Source organism: Streptomyces sp. S186, assembly GCF_051603415.1.
Classification (GTDB): domain Bacteria; phylum Actinomycetota; class Actinomycetes; order Streptomycetales; family Streptomycetaceae; genus Streptomyces.
In genome coordinates this window covers 5,848,970-5,869,516 of the sequence record NZ_CP193932.1, presented here as the reverse complement: position 1 = coordinate 5,869,516, position 20,547 = coordinate 5,848,970, and the positions used below count along the sequence as shown (strand labels likewise).

At 69.9% G+C, this 20,547-nt stretch carries 12 protein-coding genes and 1 pseudogene; 11 read left to right on the top strand and 2 right to left on the bottom strand.

Going from position 1 to position 20,547, the window contains the following annotated elements; genetic code table 11:
* Positions 1 to 74: 74 nt before the first annotated feature.
* From ACRAS8_RS25250 to ACRAS8_RS25240, 3 genes are all read left to right on the top strand, one after another.
* Positions 75 to 1,079 (top strand): hypothetical protein, encoded by a 1,005-nt coding sequence (locus tag ACRAS8_RS25250; RefSeq protein ID WP_438488279.1) that lies wholly within the window; start codon positions 75 to 77, stop codon positions 1,077 to 1,079.
* On the top strand, positions 1,076 to 3,937 hold the full coding sequence (locus ACRAS8_RS25245) for a stealth conserved region 3 domain-containing protein (protein ID WP_438488278.1): 2,862 nt from the start codon (positions 1,076 to 1,078) through the stop codon (positions 3,935 to 3,937). The genes ACRAS8_RS25250 and ACRAS8_RS25245 overlap by 4 nt, the downstream gene beginning before the upstream one ends.
* 68 nt (positions 3,938 to 4,005) lie before the next feature.
* Positions 4,006 to 5,055, top strand: coding sequence for an LCP family protein (locus ACRAS8_RS25240; protein WP_438488277.1), 1,050 nt, complete (start codon positions 4,006 to 4,008; stop codon positions 5,053 to 5,055).
* A 19-nt stretch (positions 5,056 to 5,074) separates the two neighbouring features.
* Here the strand turns inward: ACRAS8_RS25240 and ACRAS8_RS25235 are convergent, their stop codons facing one another.
* Together ACRAS8_RS25235 and ACRAS8_RS25230 are read right to left on the bottom strand one after the other, a co-directional pair.
* Complete coding sequence (locus tag ACRAS8_RS25235; protein ID WP_438488276.1) at positions 5,075 to 5,509, bottom strand: hypothetical protein; 435 nt, start codon at positions 5,507 to 5,509, stop codon at positions 5,075 to 5,077.
* 191 nt (positions 5,510 to 5,700) lie between these two features.
* Positions 5,701 to 6,819: a hypothetical protein gene (locus tag ACRAS8_RS25230; protein WP_438488275.1), complete on the bottom strand. Its 1,119-nt coding sequence runs from the start codon at positions 6,817 to 6,819 to the stop codon at positions 5,701 to 5,703.
* 554 nt (positions 6,820 to 7,373) lie between these two features.
* Between ACRAS8_RS25230 and ACRAS8_RS25225 the strand changes: the two genes are divergently transcribed.
* The 8 genes and pseudogenes from ACRAS8_RS25225 to ACRAS8_RS25190 form a co-directional block, all read left to right on the top strand.
* Positions 7,374 to 8,369: an FG-GAP repeat domain-containing protein gene (locus ACRAS8_RS25225; protein WP_438488274.1), complete on the top strand. Its 996-nt coding sequence runs from the start codon at positions 7,374 to 7,376 to the stop codon at positions 8,367 to 8,369.
* 839 nt (positions 8,370 to 9,208) lie between these two features.
* Positions 9,209 to 10,798 carry an AbfB domain-containing protein gene (locus ACRAS8_RS25220; protein ID WP_438488273.1) on the top strand — a complete coding sequence of 530 codons (1,590 nt, stop codon included), beginning with the start codon at positions 9,209 to 9,211 and terminating at the stop codon, positions 10,796 to 10,798.
* Positions 10,799 to 10,881: 83 nt separating this feature from the next.
* Positions 10,882 to 11,436 carry an RICIN domain-containing protein gene (locus ACRAS8_RS25215; protein ID WP_438488272.1) on the top strand — a complete coding sequence of 185 codons (555 nt, stop codon included), beginning with the start codon at positions 10,882 to 10,884 and terminating at the stop codon, positions 11,434 to 11,436.
* Positions 11,437 to 11,552: 116 nt separating this feature from the next.
* Positions 11,553 to 12,233, top strand: a complete 681-nt coding sequence (locus ACRAS8_RS25210) for an RICIN domain-containing protein (RefSeq protein WP_438488271.1) — start codon at positions 11,553 to 11,555, stop codon at positions 12,231 to 12,233.
* Positions 12,234 to 12,279: 46 nt separating this feature from the next.
* Positions 12,280 to 13,383: a hypothetical protein gene (locus tag ACRAS8_RS25205; protein WP_438488270.1), complete on the top strand. Its 1,104-nt coding sequence runs from the start codon at positions 12,280 to 12,282 to the stop codon at positions 13,381 to 13,383.
* Between the two features lie 196 nt (positions 13,384 to 13,579).
* Positions 13,580 to 17,902: a polymorphic toxin-type HINT domain-containing protein gene (locus ACRAS8_RS25200; protein ID WP_438488269.1), complete on the top strand. Its 4,323-nt coding sequence runs from the start codon at positions 13,580 to 13,582 to the stop codon at positions 17,900 to 17,902.
* A 153-nt stretch (positions 17,903 to 18,055) separates the two neighbouring features.
* Entirely contained in the window at positions 18,056 to 18,331 is a 276-nt protein-coding gene (locus ACRAS8_RS25195) for a hypothetical protein (RefSeq protein WP_438488268.1), read from the top strand.
* Positions 18,332 to 18,494: 163 nt separating this feature from the next.
* Positions 18,495 to 19,210, top strand: a pseudogene (locus ACRAS8_RS25190) (transposase domain-containing protein); the annotation flags it as partial.
* Positions 19,211 to 20,547 lie beyond the last annotated feature (1,337 nt).

Genomic DNA, 20,547 nt, shown 5'->3' with positions numbered 1-20,547 from the left:
TCCCACCGCAGTGCGCCGCGGCGTCGCGGATGCCGCCCCACTGTCCCCCGCCCCCACACCACGAATACGGCCCATTGAGTTCCAAGTCCCGTGCCACGGCTGCCGTCAAGCACCTCAGGAAGCCGTCGGCGCTGCCGCGCGCGGCCCGGCGAAGGCTGATCGCCGCGCTCGCTCCGGCGCGCGCCCGGCTGATCGCGAAGGTGTGCTACCCGGTGCGCTCCCGCTGGTCCGCCGCGGTGCGGTACGCAGCCGTACTCGACGGCCACACGCTCAGCCTGCACGCCGTCCTGCCGGCCGGTGTGCGCGAGGGCGTCGAGGGCCGCGCAGCCCAACTGGCGGTGTCCCGGCGGGGAAAACGCCATCGCGTACCGGTGCGGGTCTACCGCGACGGCGACAGCCGCCTGGCCATGGACGCGACGGTGCTGCTGGGCTCCGAACTCGGTGGCCTGCCGGTGCGGCCGGGGCGCTGGCGGCTCACGCTCGTGCTGCGCGGGCCGGGCGGGCGCAAGCGCATCCCCCTCGCGCTCGCCGTGCCACCGACTCCGTACGGCGGACCCACCCGCCCCATGACGACCTGCCCGAGGACGGGCATGCGGCACCGCGCGGGCCGCACCTTCACCGGGCGCCTGCGGCTGGTGTGCGCGTCCCCCGCCGCACAGGCGGAGGTCGCCCGCACCGAACTGCGCTACACCGGCGCGGACGTGGAGTTCCGGGTGTTGGGCACCCGGCGGTCCCGCTGGGAAGTGGAGTTCACCTCGGGTGGCCGGAGCCTGACGCGGCGCGCCGCCCACCTCGGGGACGGGCTGCTGCACGTCAGTCTGCCCGTCGAGGAGATGTTCCCGCAGCGGCGCAAGGAGAACTGGACGCTCTACGCCCGTCCCGTCAAGGGCGGGCCGCGCATCGCGCTCGGCCGCCGCCTGCACGACGTCCGCAACCCGCTGCGGGTCTTCGCCATCCGGCACATCGTGATGGCGGTCGGCGAGGGCCGGATCATGCGCGTACAGCCGCGCTACACGACGGCGGGCACGCTGCGCTTCACCTGCGAGCAGATGCCCGAGATGCACGAGGTACGACGGTGAAGATCACCTTTCTTCTGACATCGGCAGACACCATCGGCGGCACCGAACGGGCCATCCTCAACCAGGCGGGCGCGCTGGCCGGCCGGCACGACGTGCGTGTGCTGAGCGTCTTCAAGACCTCCGCCGAGCGGTTCTTCGACGCCGACCCGCGGGTGCGCATCGAGCACCTCATCGACACCAGTGGTGCCGTGCCGCGGCTGCTGCGGACCTCTCAGCTGTCCGCGGACGCCTGTGCCGCGCTGGCCGCCCAACCGAGCCAGCTCGTCGACCACAGCTGGGACGCGTCCTTCAACCGGCTCACCGACTTCGAACTCCGGCACGCGCTGCGCCACACCGACACCGAGATCCTGGTCTCCACGACTCCGGCGCTGATGGCACTGGCCGTCGAGCTCGCACCGCCCCACGTGGTCACCGTCCACCAGGAGCACCGCGTCTCCGAACTGCGCGGCAGTTCCGGCGAGCCGCTGCTGCGGTTCTCCTCCCAGTTGGACGCGCTGGTGCTGCTCACCCACCGCACCAAGGACTGGTTCGCCGAGGCGCTGGGCCAGTGGGCACCGCGGCTGGACGTCATCCCCAACGCGCTGCCCTCCGGTTACCGCCCCCAGTCCAGCCGCGAGTCCCGCACGGTCGTGCTCGCCGGCCGGCTCGTCGCCGAGAAGCAGATCGACCACGCGCTCCACGCCTGGGCCGTCGTCGCGCGGCAGCAGCCGCTCTGGACGCTGCGGATCTTCGGTGACGGCCCCTGCAGCGGGCTGCTGCGCCGCCAGATCGACCAGCTGGGGCTGCACGACTGCGTGCAGCTCAACGGCAACTCCCCCCACCTGGCCGAAGAGTGGGCCAAGGCCGGTATCGCCCTGCTGACCTCCCGCAACGAGGCGTACCCGCTGGTGCTCGGCGAGGCACAGGCCGCCGCCGTGCCCGTGGTGTCCTACGACTGCCCCAACGGCCCGCGGGAGATCATCGCCGACGGCGAAACCGGCTTGCTGGTGCCGCCGGGCGACATCGAGGGCCTGGCCGCCGCGCTGCTGCGGCTGATCGAGGACGCCCCGCTGCGGCACGCGATGGGCCGGGCCGCCGCCGTCGCCGTGCGCCGGATCTCCGAGCCGGTCGTCACCGAGCGCTGGGAGGCGCTCTTCCGCGAGCTGCTGGCCGCGCGCCGTGGGCCGGGTGCCGCGGCCAAGGCCGACCGGCAGGCGCTCCAGGCGGCCACGGCCGGGGCGGGCGGAATGCCGCAGAGCGCGCCGGTCACCCCCACCGGCGTCGCACCGCGCGAACAGCGCGCCCACCAGGACCGGGTGGCGCGACGCCACCCCGAACTCGTGTACAGCGGTGGCCAGTTGGCTCAACTGACCGATGCCGCCACGCCCTTCGACGTCATGCAGGGCAACCTCGACCTGGTCGTGGGCGCCCTGGAGGCCGCGGAGATCCCACATCTGCTCGTACGGGACAACGCGCTGCGCTACACGGTGGCCGTGCACTCCTCCCAGCGCGAGGCGGTGCTCGCCGCTCTTGCCACGCACCACCGCGAAGCCGCGGTCTACGTGGCCGCGCTCAACGCCCGGCAGGCCGTGCAGAGCACCGCACTGGCGGGCCTGGCCGAGCGGGCCGTCGGCCCTCAGCACCCGCTGGTACGCGTCTACCGGCCCGTCACCACGCCCTCGCAGACACTGCGCTACGGAGCGGTATACGGCTGCGACATCGCCTTCTGGGAGGACGACCCGGAGGACCCCGAGGTCTTCCGTTCCCCGACCCGTACCCGGATCGGGGACACCGTGCCGCGCGACGCGCTGATACGGGCCCGGACCACGGTGACGGGGCGCAGCTACCAGACCATCGAGCCCTACACCCGCACCCTCACGGATGACATCGGCTTCCCCGTCGACGCGGTCTACACGTGGGTGGACGGCAACGACCCCGCCTGGCTGGCGCGCAAGAACACGGTTCTGACCGCGCGCGGGATGGCCCCGGCAGTGGCCGCCGCGGACTCCGCACGTTTCCGCAACCGCGACGAGCTGCGCTATTCGCTGCGCTCCATCGACATGTTCGCGCCGTGGATCCGCACCATCCACATCGTGACGGACCGCCAGGTACCACCGTGGCTCGACCTCACCCACCCGCGGGTGCGCGTCGTGGACCACAGCGAGATCTTCGGCGAGGACGGCGCACTGCCGACGTTCAACTCGCATGCGATCGAAAGCCAGCTGCACCGCATCCCGGGCCTGTCGGAGCACTTCCTGTACTTCAACGACGACGTGTTCCTGGGCCGGGCGCTCCAGCCCCACCTGTTCTTCCACGGCAACGGGATCGCCAAGCACTTCCTGTCGCCCACGCCCGTACCGATGACCCCGATCTCGGCCGAGGACGATTTCAACATCAGCGCGGCCAAGAACAACCGCGCCCTGCTGGAGCAGGTCTTCGGGCGCACCCTCACCCACGCCTTCCTGCACACGCCGCACCCCCTGCGGCGCAGCGTCCTGGCGGACGTGGCGGCGTACTACCCCGAGGCGTGGGCACGGACCGCGGCGAACCAGCTGCGCAGCCACACCGACATCTCCGTCGCCTCCTCGCTGCACCACTACCTCGGCTACCACACCGGGCGCAGCGTGCCCGGCAGCATCAACTGCGGCTTCGTCAACGTCGGCCTGCGCGAGCACCACACCCGGCTCAACCGGCTGCTCATCAGCCGCCCGCACGACGTGTTCTGCCTGAACGACTTCCACGACGGGGACGTCCCGGCCGAGGAGCAGAGCGCCATCCTGGCGGCGTTCCTGCCCAGCTACTTCCCCATCGCGAGCCAGTTCGAGCGGGGCAGCGCGCGCAACGCCCGCCTCGGCAGCGCCTACGGGCGCGCCGCGTGACGGGCCGCCGCTCCTCGTGAGCACGGGACACCGGCCACCTCGTCGCACCACCTAAGGACACCGACCGCATGACCAAGCACACCCGCCGCAAGCCCCGCACCCGCGGCGCGCGCATACGCCGGGCACTGGGCTGGACCGTTCTGACCCTGGTGGTCGCCGCCGGCGGTCTGGGCTACTGGGCGTACACCCACCTGGACAACAACCTCAGCACCGTCGACATCAATCAGGCCCTGGGCAAGGACCGCCCCAAGGACGTGGACGACGGCGCGCGCAACATCCTGATCCTCGGATCGGACTCCCGCTCGGGCGCCAACAAGGACCTGGCAGGCGGCGACACGGGCGGCACGGCCCGCTCGGACACCGCGATGGTGGTCCATATCCCGCAGGGCCGGAAGCAGGCGACCGCGGTGAGCATCCCGCGCGACACCCTCGTCAGCCGTCCCGGCTGTACCACGGCGAGCGGCTCCTCCCTGCCCGCCGCGGACCGCGTGATGTTCAACTCGGTCTACACCAGCGGCGGTCCGGCCTGCGTGGTCAAGACCGTCGAGTCGATGTCCGGCGTGCGCATGGACCACTACGTCGAGCTGGACTTCGCGGGCTTCAAGGGACTGGTGGACGCCCTGGGCGGGGTACCGGTCACCCTCGACCGGCCGATCCACGACAAGGAGAGCGGCCTGGACCTGTCGGCCGGGACGCACCGGCTGGACGGCACCCGCGCACTGGCCTTCGTCCGTACCCGGCACGGCATCGGGGACGGCAGCGACCTGGGGCGCATCGGCCTGCAGCAGAAGTTCATCCTCGCGCTGCTGTCCGAGACGAAGCGCCAGAACGTCCTCGGCAACCCCGCCAAGCTCTACAACATCGCCAACGCCGCGACCAAGGCACTCACCACCGACTCCGAGCTGGGCTCCCTCACCAAGCTCGCCTCCTTCGCCGGCTCCCTCAAGGGGCTGGACACCTCGAAGATGGAGACCGTGATGCTGCCGGTCGACTACGACACCACCGACCCCAACCGCGTCGTCGCCGCCCAGCCCCAGGCACGCGAGCTGTGGACCGCCCTGCGCGAGGACCGCCCCGTCCCCGCCGGCTCCAAAAAGTCGCCGGCGCACGGGGGTTAGGAGATCCGTCAGAAGCGCCCTAGACGCAGGTGTGGGTGCGAGGGCGGGGGCCGGTCACCGACACGCTGCAGAGTATGGGCTCTGGCACGTCCTCGGTGTTGAAGACGAAAGTGGCACCCGAGTCGGCGACACGGATCGCACACTGGTCGTCGTCGGTCAGCGGCTCGTAGTGCTCCCAAGGGCACCCGGCCGCGTCCAGCGCCCGCAGGACTTCACCGTACGCGGGACAGCCGGGGAACGTCTCGGCCCGGCCCGGCTCCTGCGTCGGCCATTCCATCGTGGGCCAGTCCGTCTGGACGACGATCGACTCGATCGTCTGGCAGTGGGCCTGGCAGGTGCCGAGCTCCAGGCATCCGTACGCGTACAGATACGGCAGCCCGTCGGCCCCGATGAAGGAGCCGCTCGCCCACGGAGGGCCCAACACCTCGGTGATGTCCTTGAGTTGGGCTCCCACCCGCGCCGCACCAATGCGGCCAGTCAGAGCAAAAGGCGTAAGAATGTCCAGAACGCGCATATGGTGCAGGCTTTCATGGCGGCGTCCCTACCGTCCAATGCCGTGACGACGCAACGCCACCTCATCGGACGGGCCCCGGCCACGGCTGTCGCGCGTCATCACGGCACAAGCGGCACGCACCGGCACACGGCCTACACCCGCTGCCACGCCTCCAACGCCAGGCCCCGTTCCGGACGTTGCCGGGTCACTCGGAGTGTGCCGTCGGTGCCGAGGGCCGCGAGCACCAGGCGGCCGAACGCGTCCACCGCCAGGGCGGGGTGGCCCGCGCACCCCTCGCCCGTCGCCGTCCACCACACACCGCCCGCCTCGGCGCCGGTCACGCAGGCACCCAGCGCCGGGCGGCCGTCCGCGCCGCGGTAGGCCAGGACCGTGCAGTCGTGGCCGTCGACCTCGGAGCGGGTCGCGGAGAGCGGCCCGCCGCCGGGCGTGCCGCCGAGCGCGAGCGTCCCCTCCCCCGGGCGATGGGCGACGATCCCCCCGCCCTCGGTGTCGCTCCAGTAGTACGTGAGCCGGTCCGGGCCGGTCTCCAGGGCGACCGCGGAGCCCTCGCGCGGCACGGCCGGAACGTCCTCGGCCCGCTCGAACGCGCCGCGCGGCGCGGGCTGGTACCAGCGCAGCACCGAGGTCTCGGCCGGCGCCAGCAGCTCGACCCGTCCGGCGCCCGTGGCGACCGCGGCCATCGCGCCCAGCACCCGCCAGCCGCGGATGTCCTCCCACTGCGCCCACTCACCCGTCGCGGTCTGCCGCCGTGCGAACACCCCTCCCCCGGCGTTGCGGACGAACACGTGCAGCGCCCCGTCGGCGCCCACGGCGGCCGTGGGGACGCCGAGTTGCGCGGCAAGCTCCGGCTCCTCGTGCGGGTTGCCCACACGACGCCAGGCGACGAGGGGGCGCCCCGACTGGAACTGGGTGGCGTGTGCAAGGTCCACCTCCGCGTCGCCCTCGGGACCCGGCCGGCTGCATCGCGCCACCAAGTGCGCGTAGCCGTCGGCCCCTTGGGCGACGGCGAGATGGTCCGCGCCAGGAAGGGGGAAGACGTCCGGGCCACTCCATTCAGGGCCGCCGGGACGGGCCTCGGTCCAGCGGAGCACGGCGCCGGGGGCCAGGGCGTAGGCGGTGAGCCGGTCGTCCTTGCCCCGCAGCAGCCAGCGCCCGGCGGCAGGCAGAGCCGCGGCGAGGGCTGGGCCGGCGGGGAGTTGGCCGGGGGCCGGCCGAGCGGCGACGCGCCGTGGAGTGCCGGACGAGGTCACCCGCCTCCGGCCGGACCTGCGTACGGACCGCAACCCCATCGCTCGCCGCCAACCTTCCGTACTTCCGTGCCCTGCAACGCCCAGGGTCGGTGCGGCAACTGCACAGTGGCCAGGGGTATCGATCCGCCGGAAAAGCACGTTCGCCCGGTACATCGGATACGACTCAGGCGCGCCGCCACTCCTTGTATGCCACTGATAGTACCATTTCAGCTGGTAAAGGGCGTTGGGCGAGGGTTTCTCCGCGAGCGGAAGCTCCTGCCGAGCCTGCCTGCACACCGCCAGCGACCGTGACCGGCAAGGCGAAGGATCCGGGGTCCACCAGTTGGCAACGCCCGGGAAATAACGGCAGGTTGGCGGGACCTCGCGAGCGAACGAAGGTGAGCCTCGCCGCAGGATCCCAAGGCATCACTTCAAGGCAACGTCGGCGGCGCGAGCCTTGACGGGCCGACAGTTCGGTTGACATGTCATTTTCTTCTGTAAAGACTGAGTTAATAATAGGTCATCCCGCCTTATAGGGCGTGATGCAACGAATGTCCAACTAACTGGAGAAGTACGTGGGTTTCCGTCCCGGCCGTAAGCGCGGTCGCGCACTCACCAAGATCGCCGTCGCGGGGCTCGCAGCCGGCCTGCTCGGTGCGGCGACCGAGGGAACTGCAGTCGCCGACAGCCCCGACCCCGTTCCGGCGCCTTTGCAGAACGTCCGGCCCGAGGCGCTGAAGCTGACCGTTCCCTGGTCCGCCGAGGGCAAGGCCCCGAACGCCCCCGAGAGCCGCATGGCCGCATCCGCGCTCGCCGCCCCGGGAGCGGTGAGCGTCCCGTCCTTCCACCTCTCGGGCATATCGAAGGGCGGCAACCTCTACCAGCAGCTGCCGAACGGCAACGGCTTCGAGCCGCGCACCCTCGTGGGGCCCGGCTGGGACGTCTTCAAGGCCGCACAGAACGTCGACCGCGACAAGGACGGTTTCGCCGACGGGCTCTACACCTGGGACACCGACGGCAAGCTGCGCTTCACGGCCCCGAAGAACGAGTTCGAGACCGGGACCGTTCTGGTCGGCGGGGGCTGGAACATCTATGACAAGGCCCTCTCCCCCGGCGACCTCGGCGGTGGGACGGAGCCCGACATCATGGCCGTCGACAAGGCGGGCGTGATGTACGTCTACCTCGCCTACTCCGACGGCAAGCTGACCGACCGGGTCAAGATCGGTGGCGGCTGGGACCAGTACACCCAGATAGCCGGCCAGGGCGACCTCACCGGCGACGGCAAGGCCGACATCGTCGCCCGCGACAAGGCGGGGATCCTGTGGCTCTACAAGGGCACCGGAAACTGGCGGGCCCCCTTCGAGCCGCGCGAGAAGATCGGCGGCGGCTGGAACATGTACGACCGCCTGCTCTCCACCGGCGACGTGGACGGCGACGGCAACGCCGACCTGCTGGCCCGTACCCCCAGCGGCGACCTGATGCTGTACAAGGGCAACGGCAGTGCCGCGGGCGCGTACGACAAGCCCGTCAAGATCGGCTGGAACTACGACACGTACCGGCTGATGTTCTGACGCCACAACACCCCTCGCCGTGGACGCCGGGGGTCGGGCTGCGCCAGCGGCCCGGCGCCCCCGCCGCCATGCAGTTACACGGGCGACATGTCACCCCATTCTGATCAAGATTTGATAAAGAGTGGAACTTTTTTTGACTGGGCGTCAGTTCACCCCGACCCCTGCGGCGACAGGCCAGAAGGGCGCTTTCGGAGAGATGGGCAGCCCTTTCACGTCAACGCGCGGCATTGAATCTCTTGGTCCAGACCTGGTACTTACTTAACCAGACATTTACGGACACTGCCCGCCGTCAACGGGCGACGCTCAGCGGGGGATTCGACCAGTCATGATCACGGAGGCTGCGCCAGCGCCCCCTGCTCCGGGCTCAGACCAGGAACGATCGGGCCGGTTCCGCACCATGTCCCGCTTCCGTGGGGGCGAGGAGTAACGGGCAAGAGAAACACCACGCAAGGCGCCGGCAAAGAGCCACACCGCTCCGGCGGATGCGCCGGAAGCCACCGGTCACCGACACGTTGGTTTCCCCGTTTCACGAGCGAGCCGACGCGCCGGCAAAAGCACCACAGGGGCTGAATCGCATGCCCTGGAAGGCAAACCGTCCCCGAGGGGACGGTCCTGGGCGCCGCGATCAGACCCGGGGGCCCGGGCCGGCTTCGGTATTCCCGGCCTCGCCGCACACCCGGGCCCACAAAGGACCTTGTGCGGGACGAGCGGGAAAAGACCGCCGCTCCCTCCCCTCTATCCGTCGACCGACGGCAATCGAAATCTCCGAGTTGCGTTTCCGCCTGCCCGCACACTCCGGGCCGCGCCCACGAGACGCTGGAAGGGTTACTGAACACAGAATGGAAAAGAGCCGTACCAACAACGCGGGAATGCGGCGGGCCGTCAAGCGGGGGATCGTGACCGCCACCGCGCTCGCGGCGGTCACCGGCGTGGCCGCACCGGTTTCCTTCGCCGCGCCGACGGACTCGGTGGCCAGGGCAGCGGGGATCGGGACCAACGACAAGCAGCGGGTGGATGCCGCGGCCGTGGTCCACCTCGACCCGAGCCCCGACGTGATGCTGTTGAGCGATGGCGACTTCATCCACGCGCTGTGGCAGAAGGCCAGGGACGCCGGCGAGTCCCTGCAAGCGGTGCGTACGGCCGCCGAAGAGGTCATGATGGTCGGCACCTCGGCCGAGGACCAGGTGCGGTTCATCACCACCGGCATCCACGAGGCGTACGAGGTCGACAAGCAGCGGGAGAAGGACCACGCCGCTGCGGACCGGGCGGCGCGGACCGCCAAGCAGCAGGTCCTGATCAAGATCGGTATATCGGTCACCCCGGAACTGCTGGGGCTCAGTGACGACAACTTCATCCGCGCCGTCATGAAGGACGCGGCCTCCGGACCGGAGGTCCGGGACGCGGCTGCCCGCGCGTTGGCCGGTGACGCCGCCTCCTGGCAGGAGTTCATCGCCACCGGTGCGCGTGAGGCGCGCGACCGGGACGTGGCCAACGAGCTCAAGGAGAAGGCGGAGAAGGAGGCACAGGAGCTCAAGCGCAGCGAGGAACTCAAGGACCGCAAGGGCACCGCGACGCTGTTCGAGACGCGCTTCGACCTCTCGTTCTCCGATTCCGTCTACGAGCTCAGCGACGACAACTTCATCCGCGAACTGCTGCGTCGCACCCCCGCCGACGGCCGGCACACCGAGCTCTACGCCGCGGCCCAGCGGGCCGTGCTCAGCTCCAACCCGGCGGACTGGAAGGCGTTCCTGCACGCCGGCGCCATGCAGGCCAACAACCTCGACGCCGAGAACCTCCGCAAGAAGCGGGCCGACGCGGACCGCAGGCTGGCGCTGCAGATCCAGACCCGCGCCGAGAAGACCGGGGTCCACCCCCATCTGGTCGCCACGGCGAAGAAAGCGCTGGCCGGCAGCGACCAGGACGTCGCGCGGTTCCTCATGGAGGGCCAGTACCGCGCACTGCGGCAGTCCTTCCAGGCGAGCGGTGCCCAACTCGCCGGCTGGTACGTCCGCCAGTCCGACGCGGACAAGGGAGAGACCTTCCTCGCCCCTGTCAACGGCAAGGACAAGCAGACCGCCCGCGAGGACGCCACCTGGATCATCGTGCCCGCCCTCACCGGCCAGTCCGGTTGCTACTCCTTCGAGTCGGCCCGCAAGCCCGGCTACTACCTGGCGCAGAAGGACCGCCGGGTCCGGCTGGGCGCCGACGACAAGAGCGGGGCGTTCCGCAAGGACGCCACCTGGTGCGCCCGCAAGGGCCTGGCCGGCTCCGGCACGTCCTTCGAGTCGGCGAACCAGCAGGGGCGCTGGCTGCGGCAGTTCCAGGGCGATCTCTACGCGGCCGACAAGGGCGGCAAGCAGCGCTACGAGGCCGAGAAGGACTTCGCCCAGGACGCCACCTGGAAGATCTCCACGCCGCTCGCGCGCTGACGCCCCCTCTCCCGGCGCATCCACGCCCCTCCCGACCGAGCAAGTCCTCACGAAGCACGAAGCAAGAAGGACGGAACACCCCCATGTCCCGGATCACCCGAGTCGCGCTGGCCATCGGCGCCGGCGTCGCAGCGCTGGCCGGCAGCGTCACCACGGCACACGCGGACGGGGCCGAGCCCCGCGCCGCCGCCGTCTCGCCGACCGTCGTCCAGCTCCAGGCGGCCCACAGCGGCCAGTGTCTGACCATCGCCGACGGCAGCTTCCGCAACGGCGCCAACGCGGTGCAGTCGAAGTGCGCCGACGGGGCGGACGGTCAGCTCTTCGAGCTGGTCTCCACCGGTTCGGCGACCTTCGAGGTGCGGGCCAAGCACAGCGGCAAGTGCCTTGAGGTGGAGAACAGCGGCACCCAGGCCGGCGCCAACGTCCAGCAGTGGTGGTGCACCGGCAACAACCAGATGCGCTGGCGCCTGGTGATGGTCGACATCGCCAAGGAGCTCTACGAGCTGCGGCCCATGCACACGGACCTGCGCTGCCTGGACATCAAGAGCGCCAGTCTCCAGGAAGGCGCCAACGCGCAGAGCTGGTACTGCAACGGCTCCGACGCGCAGCGCTGGCACCTCAAGCCCGCCAAGGTCTGACCCCGCCCGCGGCCGCCGAGCCGGTCGCCACCCCTGACCGGCTCGGCGCCGCCGGGTCCCACCCCGCGCCCCACCCCGTCGGGTTCCCCACCCATCGAGAAGAAACGGACTTCCAGATGTCTCGGACCATCCGAGCCGCCCTGGCCATCGCCTGCAGCGTCGCCGCACTGACCGCCGGCGCAACCACCGCCCACGCGAGCGGGGACGACTCCGCCAAGGCTGCTGCCAAGGCCGCCCGCGAGGCGGCGTCCAAGGCCGCCGCCAAGGACTCCGCCGCGGACGCCGCCAACAAGGCAGCCGAGGCCGCCCGCGAGGCCGCCAACAGGGCCCGGACCGCCAAGGACGCCGCCTCGGACAAGGGCGACACCGTCCGACTCCAGGTCGCGAGCAGCGGCAAGTGCCTCGGCATCGACTCCGCAAGCAAGGACGACGGCGCGGCCGCCCTGCAGTGGACGTGCAACGAAGGCCAGGCACAGCAGTGGCGCGCCATCCCCACCGTCGACTCCTCCTACGTGCTGCGGAACGAGTACAGCGGCAAGTGCCTGGAGGTGGAGAACAGCGGCACCAAGGCCGGTGCCCGTGTCCAGCAGTGGAGCTGCAGCGGCGGTGGCGCCCAGCTGCGCTGGCGGATGGTACTCGTCGACCCCGTCAACAAGCTCTACCAGCTGCGCCCCATGCACACCCCGGATCGCTGCCTGGACATCGACCACGGCAAGAAGGACGACGGCGTCAAGGCCCAGCAGTGGTACTGCAACCAGACCGAGGCGCAGCTGTGGCGGGTTCTGCCGGTCAAGTGACCTCTCGATCAGCGCCATGGAATCCTCCGAGCTCGAAAGGCCAACAGTGAGCCGTAAGTTGTGGGTCGCCCAGGCAGTGGTGGCGGGCCTGCTGGCCGGTGGGGCCGCCGTCACGGCGGTGACACCCGCCTGGGCCGACGCCCCGGTGTCCGCCGTCGCCCAGGCCGACCAGTCGGCGGACCGGGCCGGGTCCGCCAAGGCCGCGGCGGCCGAAGAAGCGCGCAACTACGTCCACCGGCTGGCGATGTCGGGTATGCCCGCCGAGATCCGTACCTCGGCGTGGAACGCGCTGCGCAACTCCCGCGGGGACGAGGCGATCGCGGAGTGGCTGGCGCCCGGCGGCGGCTACGACTACGCCAAGCAGCGGCTGCGGGACACCCGGCTCCGGAACAAGGCGTTCTGCGAACGGGTCGTCCAGACCCACACCGCCGAGTTCTCCCCGGCGGCACGCGCCGCGGCCGCCCGTGCGCTGAAGGGCACGGACGCGGACCGGGCGGCGTTCGTGCGGACCGGGTACGCCGAGGCGCTGCGGCGTGACCGGGCCGCCCGCGAGGCGGACGACCAGCGAAGGCTGGAAGTCGGCCTCAGGGACCGTGAGTTCGTCCGCTCGGTCGCCGAGACCGACCCGGGCGAGCAGGTACGGGTGGCAGCCCAATGGGCGCTGCGGCCCGGCGCGACCGACGCGGACATCGCGGAGTTCTTCGGCTACGGCTGGGGGAACGGCGCGACCCTGGACCTGGAGAGCTACCGACTGCGGACCGCGGACGCGGAGCGGGTGCGGCACAACACCCTGTCCCGTCTGATCAAGCAGGCGGAGGAGGCCGAGGCCGCGGTGAACGGCGCGGTCGACGCGGCAAAGGCCAGGGCCGAGGCCGAACGTGCCTGGCAGGCGGTTGCCGAGCATGCGGGCGCCGCGCAGAAGGCATGGCTGGCCGAGCAGGCAGCGGCCAAGACCCAGGCGGAGAACTGGAAGCACGTCGCCGAGCTCGCCAGGCAAGCCGCGGACGGGATCTGGAAGAGCATCGCCGATCCGGCCGAGTCCACCGGTGACACCTGGGCCAAGGAACAGGAGCAAGCGGTCGGGACCGCCCGGTTCTGGCGGGACATGTACGACCGCGCCCAGGCCGCCGAGAGCCGCGTCAAGGGCTGACCTTCCCAGTCGTTCAGCCGGCGCGCGGCCATGCGCGTCGGCTGAAGCCCCCTGCCCTGCTCGCACATACAGGGCAGGGGATTTTTCTGTATATCCAACTCATCCCTATTGGGGGTTTCTTTCCGTGATGGATAGATTCCGGCCGAGAGCCGGAAGACCACGCGGCGGCGGTCTCGCCGGAATAGCGCGCAAGACGGTGACCACGACGGTGGTTGTGGCGCTGCTCGGCGGTATGACGAGCCAGGCAACGGCCGCGACCGCAGAGCACCTGCAGCGCGCCGAGAGCAAGGCCGACTTCACCCAGGCGATGGCGACCCTGGACCGGCTGGCCGCCTCGCTCCCGAAGACGTCCGCCACACCGGCCGCCGCGCCGCGCTCGGAGCTGGACCGGCTCAGCGCGGAGCGCGACCGTCAACTCGTCGAGGACTTCGCGGAGTTCGACGAGGAGGACGAGGTCCGCGAGGCCGCCAAGAAGGCCCTGGAGAGCGACGACCCGAACGCGATCCGGGAGTTCCTGGAGCACGGCGAGGCCGACGCCCGCCGGCGCGCCAAGGACAAGAAGAGCGGTGCCGACGCCGAGAACCGCAAGAAGATCGAGGCGATGCGCGGCACCGGCGGGCCGACGTTCAACGCCGAGGTCGAACGCGTGCTGGGGCCGAAGGCGACGGCCAAGGACCGTGAGGACTTCCTGGCCTTCGGGGCGGAGATCGCCCGCCAGAAGGACCAGAAGGACGAGAAGAACGCCAAGGAGCGCGCGGCCGAGCTCCGCAAGCGCGTGGAGCTGCTGGCCAACGCCGGTGGCCCCGAGGTGAAGAGGGCCGCCCAGGCCGCACTGGACGCGGGCACCGACAACGCGATCGAGGAGTTCCTGGAAAAGGGCTACCAGATCGCGGCGAAGAAGGACGCCGAGGACCGGGCGGCCCAGGAGAAGGCCCAGAAGGAGGCCCAGGAGGCCGCCGAGAAGCTGCGTGAGCTGGCCGAGAAGGCCAAGCGCGCGGCGGAGGCCCGTACCAAGCTGATCGGCTTCCACGGCGATGCCGTCAAGGCGCTCAAGGACGCGTCGAACGCGATGACGTCCGCGGCCCAGGCATCGCGTGAGGCCGACCGGATGCTCTCCGCGGACCGGGCCGGCAAGCGGCTGTCCTCCTACGACGACGTCAAGGGCGAGGTCGAACGCCAGGTCGGGTACGCCGCCGAGGCGGCCAGGCGGGCCAAGGTCGCCGCGGGCCAGGCCAAGGTGGAGGCCGACGTCCTGGTGGAGACCGGGCTGACCCACGGCACGCAGTGGTCCGAGGTCGCCTCGGGCATCGCGGCCGCGGCGGACGCGGCGGCCAAGGCGGCCCGGACCGCACAGCACGCCGTCGACGCCACCGCCGCCGACGCCGCGGCGCTGGACGGCAAGAACGCCGCCGAAGCGCACGAGCAGCAGGCCAGGAAGTGGCGGGCCAACGCGGAGGAGCACGCCAAGGCAGCGGCCGAGCTGGCAGCGTCCGCCGACAAGCAGGCCAAGGTCGCGGCCGACGCGGCGGCCCGCGCCAAGCAGGCCCGCCTCGACGCCGAGAAGGCCGAGCGGGAAGCCTGGGAACACGCCAAGAAGACCCGCGAAGCCCGCGTCGAGGCCCAGCGCCAGGCCAAGATAGCGGCCGAGCAGCGCGCGATTGCCGAACGCGAGCGCAACCTGGCCGCCCAGGCCCGCGCCCGCGCCGAACGCGAACGCGACGCCGCCGCCGCGGCACGGGCACGTGCGGAGGCCGAGGCCCGTACAGCGGCCGCGGCCCGCGCGGAGGCCCAGTCGGCGGCGGCCAGGGCTGCCTCGGCACGGGCCGGCGCCGCCGAGAAGGAAGGCATCGCCGCCAGGGCGGACGAGAAGGCCCGCGGCGAGGAGACCAACGCCCGCAACGCCCGCAACGAGGCGTTCAAGGCCGAGCAGAACCACCAGGCCAAGGAGGCACGCGCCAAGGCCACGGAGGCGATGGCCGCTTCGGGCCGCGGCACCGCTGCCGCGGGCGAGGCCAATGCCGCGGCACAGGCAGCACGCGCGGACGCCAACGCCGCCGGTGTGGCGGCCGGTCAGGCCCGCAGCGCCGCCGACACGGCCAGCGGTGCCGCGGTACGTGCCCGTTCGGCGGCCACCGAGGCCGCGGGCGCGGCTGCCCGTGCCCGGGCCGCGGCGGCCGAGGCCGGCGCACACGCCGCACGAGCCAACGCCGCCGCCAACAAGGCCGAAGCCGCCGCCTCGCGTGCCAACGCCGCCGCGAACAAGGCCGAAGCCGAGTACCAGGCAACCCACGCCGCAGCGCTGAAGGCCAACACCAAGGCGGCCGAGGCCACCGCCCAGGAAGCCCGCGCCGGCATCGCCGCGCACGAGGCATCCCGCCTCGCCGGGCAGGCCGCCGTCGAGGCCAACCAGGCCCTCCAGGCAGCCAACCGCACCAAGGAAGAAGCCGAGGGCGCTACCCGCGAAGCGGCCATGGCCAGGCTCCAGTCCACCATTGCCGTCCAGGCGTCCGGCGCCGCCCGCAACACCGCCGCCGGGATCGCCGATCCGGCCAACACCGCCATCGAGCTGACCGCCCCCTTCGCCGGCAAGGACGTCGACGCCGACTTCGCCGCCGAGGTCGCCAAGGCCGCCCAGGAGACCGGCGCGGAGCAGGTCACCGCAGCCGAGGCCAAGGCCGCCGAAGCGGTCAAGGCCGCCGAAGCCGCCGAAGCCGCCGCCAAGCGGGCAGGCGCCCAGGTCGCCCCGGCCTTCAAGGCCGCCGCCGACGCCGCACGCTCCTCGGCCAACGCCGCACGTTCCGCGGCCGCGGCCATGAAGTCCGCAGCCGAAGCCGCCGTCGACGGCGCCAAGGCACGGACCGCCGCGGCATCCGCCAACAAGGCCGACGCACAGGCCAAGGGCGACGCCAGCCTCGCCCGCCAGGCCGCCAACCAGGCCGCCGCGGACGCAGCAGCCGCACGCAAGGCAGCCAACGAGGCCGAAGCCGAAGCCGCACGCGCCCGCAAGGCCGCCTCCGAGGCGGAGAGCCACGCCGCCGCGGCCAACAGCGCCGCCAACCAGGCCGAACACGAAGCCAGCGTCGCCCAGGGCGCGGCAGCCCAGGCAGAGAAGGACGCCGCCGACGCCGGCAAGCTGGCCGACTCCGCCGAATCCCACGCCAAGTCCGCAGAGGCCGCCGCCAAGAACGCCAACAAGTACGCCAAGGAAGCGGACGAGGCAGCAAAGAAGGCCGAGGAATACGAGCGCGAACAGGAGCGGAAGCGACGGGCGGAGGCTGCCGCGCAGGATGGCAAGGGCGGCGGCTCCAAGCTGAACGCCCTCCAGGAGGAGGCGCTCAGAACTTCCGGCATGACGCCTGAGGAGTACGAGGAGGCCCGAAAGGCCGATAAGTCAATCAGTGACTTCATCAAGGAAAACGGTGGCAAGATCCTTGAAGAACTCCTCGGCCTCGACGACATCAAGAAGTGCTTCACCGAAGGCAACGTCGAAAGCTGCATCTGGACACTCGTCGGTGCCCTCCCTTGGGGAAAGGCACTGCAGGCCGTCAAGAAGTTCCCCGAGATTTCCAAATCCGTCTATCGTGTCGTCACTGGCCTCGGAAAGTTCATTCGCGAATCTTCTGCGGCAAAGAAGCTGATCAGCAAGGGCCAAGCGGCCATTGACAAGTTCCGCAGGACCCCTGCATCCTGCGTGCGGAACAGTTTCACACCGGAAACACCGGTACTGATGGCCGATGGCTTGGGCAAGAAAATCAAGGACGTCCGCATCGGGCAGCAGGTTCTGGCTACTGATCCCAGTACCGGAAAGACCGACACGCGAGCCGTCACCAACGTGATCGTCGGTGACGGACAGAAGCACCTGATCGAGATCACCATCGACGCCGACGGTGAAGCCGGGAATACTACCGGAACGATCCGAGCCACCGATGGACATCCATTCTGGGTGGACAACCAGCAGCGTTGGCTGGACGCCAAGAATCTCAAAGTTGGCGACCGCCTTCGCACCCCAGATGGCGCGCTGCGGCAGGTCCTCAGCACTCGAGCGTGGACCGGAAACCACAAGGTCTACAACCTCAGCGTCGAAGGTATTCACACCTACTACGTGCGAGCGGGGTCGACATCGGTACTGGTCCACAATTCCACTTGTGAACCATACTCGCACGTCTCACCGAGCGGTAATGGGATCATGGCGACTCTTAACGACGAGGGGCTCGTCGAATTTGTGATCACGTCCGGCCCGGACACTCCGCGTGGCGGCGAGATGTTCAAGTCCGCCCTTGCCCACTTCGGCGACAAGGCCAAGGGAGTGAAGGCCTACTGGCAGAACGGTGGCAAGCTGAGCGACAATCTCAACTCCTTCAACGAGGCCATCCGTTCCGGAAAGTCACTGGAGGAGGCCGCACGATCCACTTTCACAGGGAAAATGTCCACACGGTCGGGCTTCTCGAAGGAAGTTGAAGTCGTCGAGTTGCGCGGCATGCCCGGAGAGTACACAAACGTTGGGGTTGTCTTCCGCTGACCAATGAACCTCCGCCCACCTGAGTGATCCACAGCAGGCTGTCCCAGCAGGGGCGGCCTGCTGCCACATTGGGGCAAATTTTGATATTGGCCGCGGTGCAGGCATGATTGACTTGAAACGAGATTAGCTCGCATCAGATCATCGAGGTGCCGGATGAACGGGATGAGGAACATGGACTCTGTTGTCGCCGAGTTGCAGTCAGCGCGGGAGCGCGGCGCCGGAGCCATTGAGGCCGCGCAACTCGCTCGAGACCTTCTGCAGAACGGGTTTGGCGTCATCTCCTTTGTTGCGGCTTTCGGAAAAGCCTTCGGGATTCCGTTGAGCGTTCTCCAGAGGGCTCAAGCATGGCAGGGGTTCGGGTGGGGCGGTATCGCCATCTCTGATGAGGAGTTTGAGAAGATCCTCAGCCCATGGTTCGCGTCGAAGTGAGGTTCCCCCGAGATACGGGGAGAGGTGACAGCAGGTCAGATGGGGCTCACTGAAGAGCTCTGACGGTGCCTGCCCCGAGGAAGTACCCCAAGGTCACATAGTTAGGGTGACATCGCGGTTGCCAAGAGGGAGGGGTGAATCGGGGCATGTACCGCATATGGGGATGGGGCTCCTGGTAGAGCGAGGAAGCCGACCACGGTCTTCCGATTCGAAGGAGTCCCGTTGCCCAACCAGTGTGCTCACGTGCGCTGTCGCCGTCACCGAGGGCGTGTACGCCCGGACATCTGGGGAACTGGCCCAGCAGTTCCCCTTCGAGCTCGTCGACGACGTTCTGTTCCAGACACGCACCGTGCAGACGAGAGCCCGAAATCTGCCGTCGCGGGTGAGCATGTACTTGTCCTGGCTTTGGCGCTCTTCCCTGGCCTGGGATACGCGCGGTTATGAGACAAACTCACCGCTGGCCTTCGACAGTTGTCCATACGGCGTCCGTCGGAGAAGTCCCTGCGTGACCTGCGCCGCCGACTCGGGGCGGCGCCGTTGCAGCAGTTGTTCACAGCCCTGGCCGGACCCGTTGCCGGGCCCCGGACCCCGGGTGTGTGCTACCGGCGCTCGAGGACCGTTGCCTTCGACGGATGCAGCTCCGCCGAGGCGCCCGCCCGGCCGCGGGTATGTGCCTGGCTTGGCAAGCACAAGCACCGCTACGGGCAGGGGGGCTACCCGAAGCTGAAGCTCCTGGCGCTGCACGAGACCGGAACCCGAGCCCTGCTCGGCGCGGCCTTCGGACCGATGCCGCCGAAGGAGACCGCGTACGCCGAGCAGCTCCTGCCGCTGCTGGACGACAGCATGATGCTGTTGAACGACCGGGGCTTCGTCGCCGACTGGGGCTGGGCGACGCCTGGTGCTGCGTGGCTTGACGCCTCGTACTGGGTGATCTGCCTGATCACCGAGGGACACGCGCCGAGCCAGGCCGAGGCGGTCGCCCCCTTGCCGGCATGGCGGACGGCCCCCTGAGACGGCGTGACAGTCTTCGTCACGCCAGCGTCCACCTATGGCGCGAGATCAACGCTTCGGGGGCGACGCCTGGACGAAGGCAATGCGCGACGCTTCAGAACGCTGGCTCGCCTACCGCCTCTCGTGACTCCGTTCGTACGCCCCGTCAGGGGCTCCCCCACCGCCACACAATCGCCCCACAGGACCAAGAATCAGCCCGAAACAGGCTCGAAGAGCCAGCAAGTGACTGCACTGCCCCCGGGACAACGAAAGGCCCTCTGGCCTGCGACTTCGCTGGTCAGAGGGCCCTAGTCAGCCGACCAACGGACAAGCCGACCTGAACGCCGGGGATAATGAGCGCTTTCGCCGAAACCCGGCATGACCTGCGCGAATACCCCCCCAGGCCACCACAGTGCACATCCCATGCACGACATATGTGATGACTCGACACATATCGGTCAGCGGTTCCTGCGGCATCACCGCCGGGGCGCCAACCCGAACCGTGGGCACCGTTCGCCATGCGGCAGCGGCCAACGTAACTGATCTGTGTGGCGCGGCGGACACTGGCAACATGATTCGGTGCCCTTCCTCCTGCTCCGCGCAGAGCGGCCCAGCAGCGCACCGATGTGAGTGCGGGTGCGAGACGATCCTCATATCACGCCACCCGCAGCCCGACAGCACCGCCGCCCGCGGCGTTCGGCTAGCTGCACTCCGTACTGCACTGCCCTTGGACAAGATAGGTAAAGGAACGTAGTCGACGGTGGTCCATTGATCTGCAGCGGCTAACTTCGTTGCCCGGGGGGCATTTGAATGGAGTTATCCGATGGCGGTGAATGGGATCACGCCGCACGTCGACCGTGACAGCGTCCCTGCGAGGGATGACGATTTCTCCCCGCACCACATGATCGGCGCGGCCTGTGCCATGCGCAGGGACGCCACCGTCGGCGAGACGCTCGATGTCGCCAACGCCCACGGCCCCGACCGCTACACCCTGGCCTCCGTGCGGGGGGGGAGGGGCGACCTGGGTGCTGCACGGGAGCCCGACGGAGAGTGCCGCGCTTGCTGTCATCACGGGCCCGATCATGGGGATCACGGAGGAGGTGAGGGCGGTGGTGGATCCGGGCCTCGCGCTGTCCTCTCTGGCGGGCACGGAGGGGACGTGGAGTTCTCTTTCCGCTGCCTCCAGGAAGCCGACCTGCAACAGACTTGGCAACCCCTACGCGACG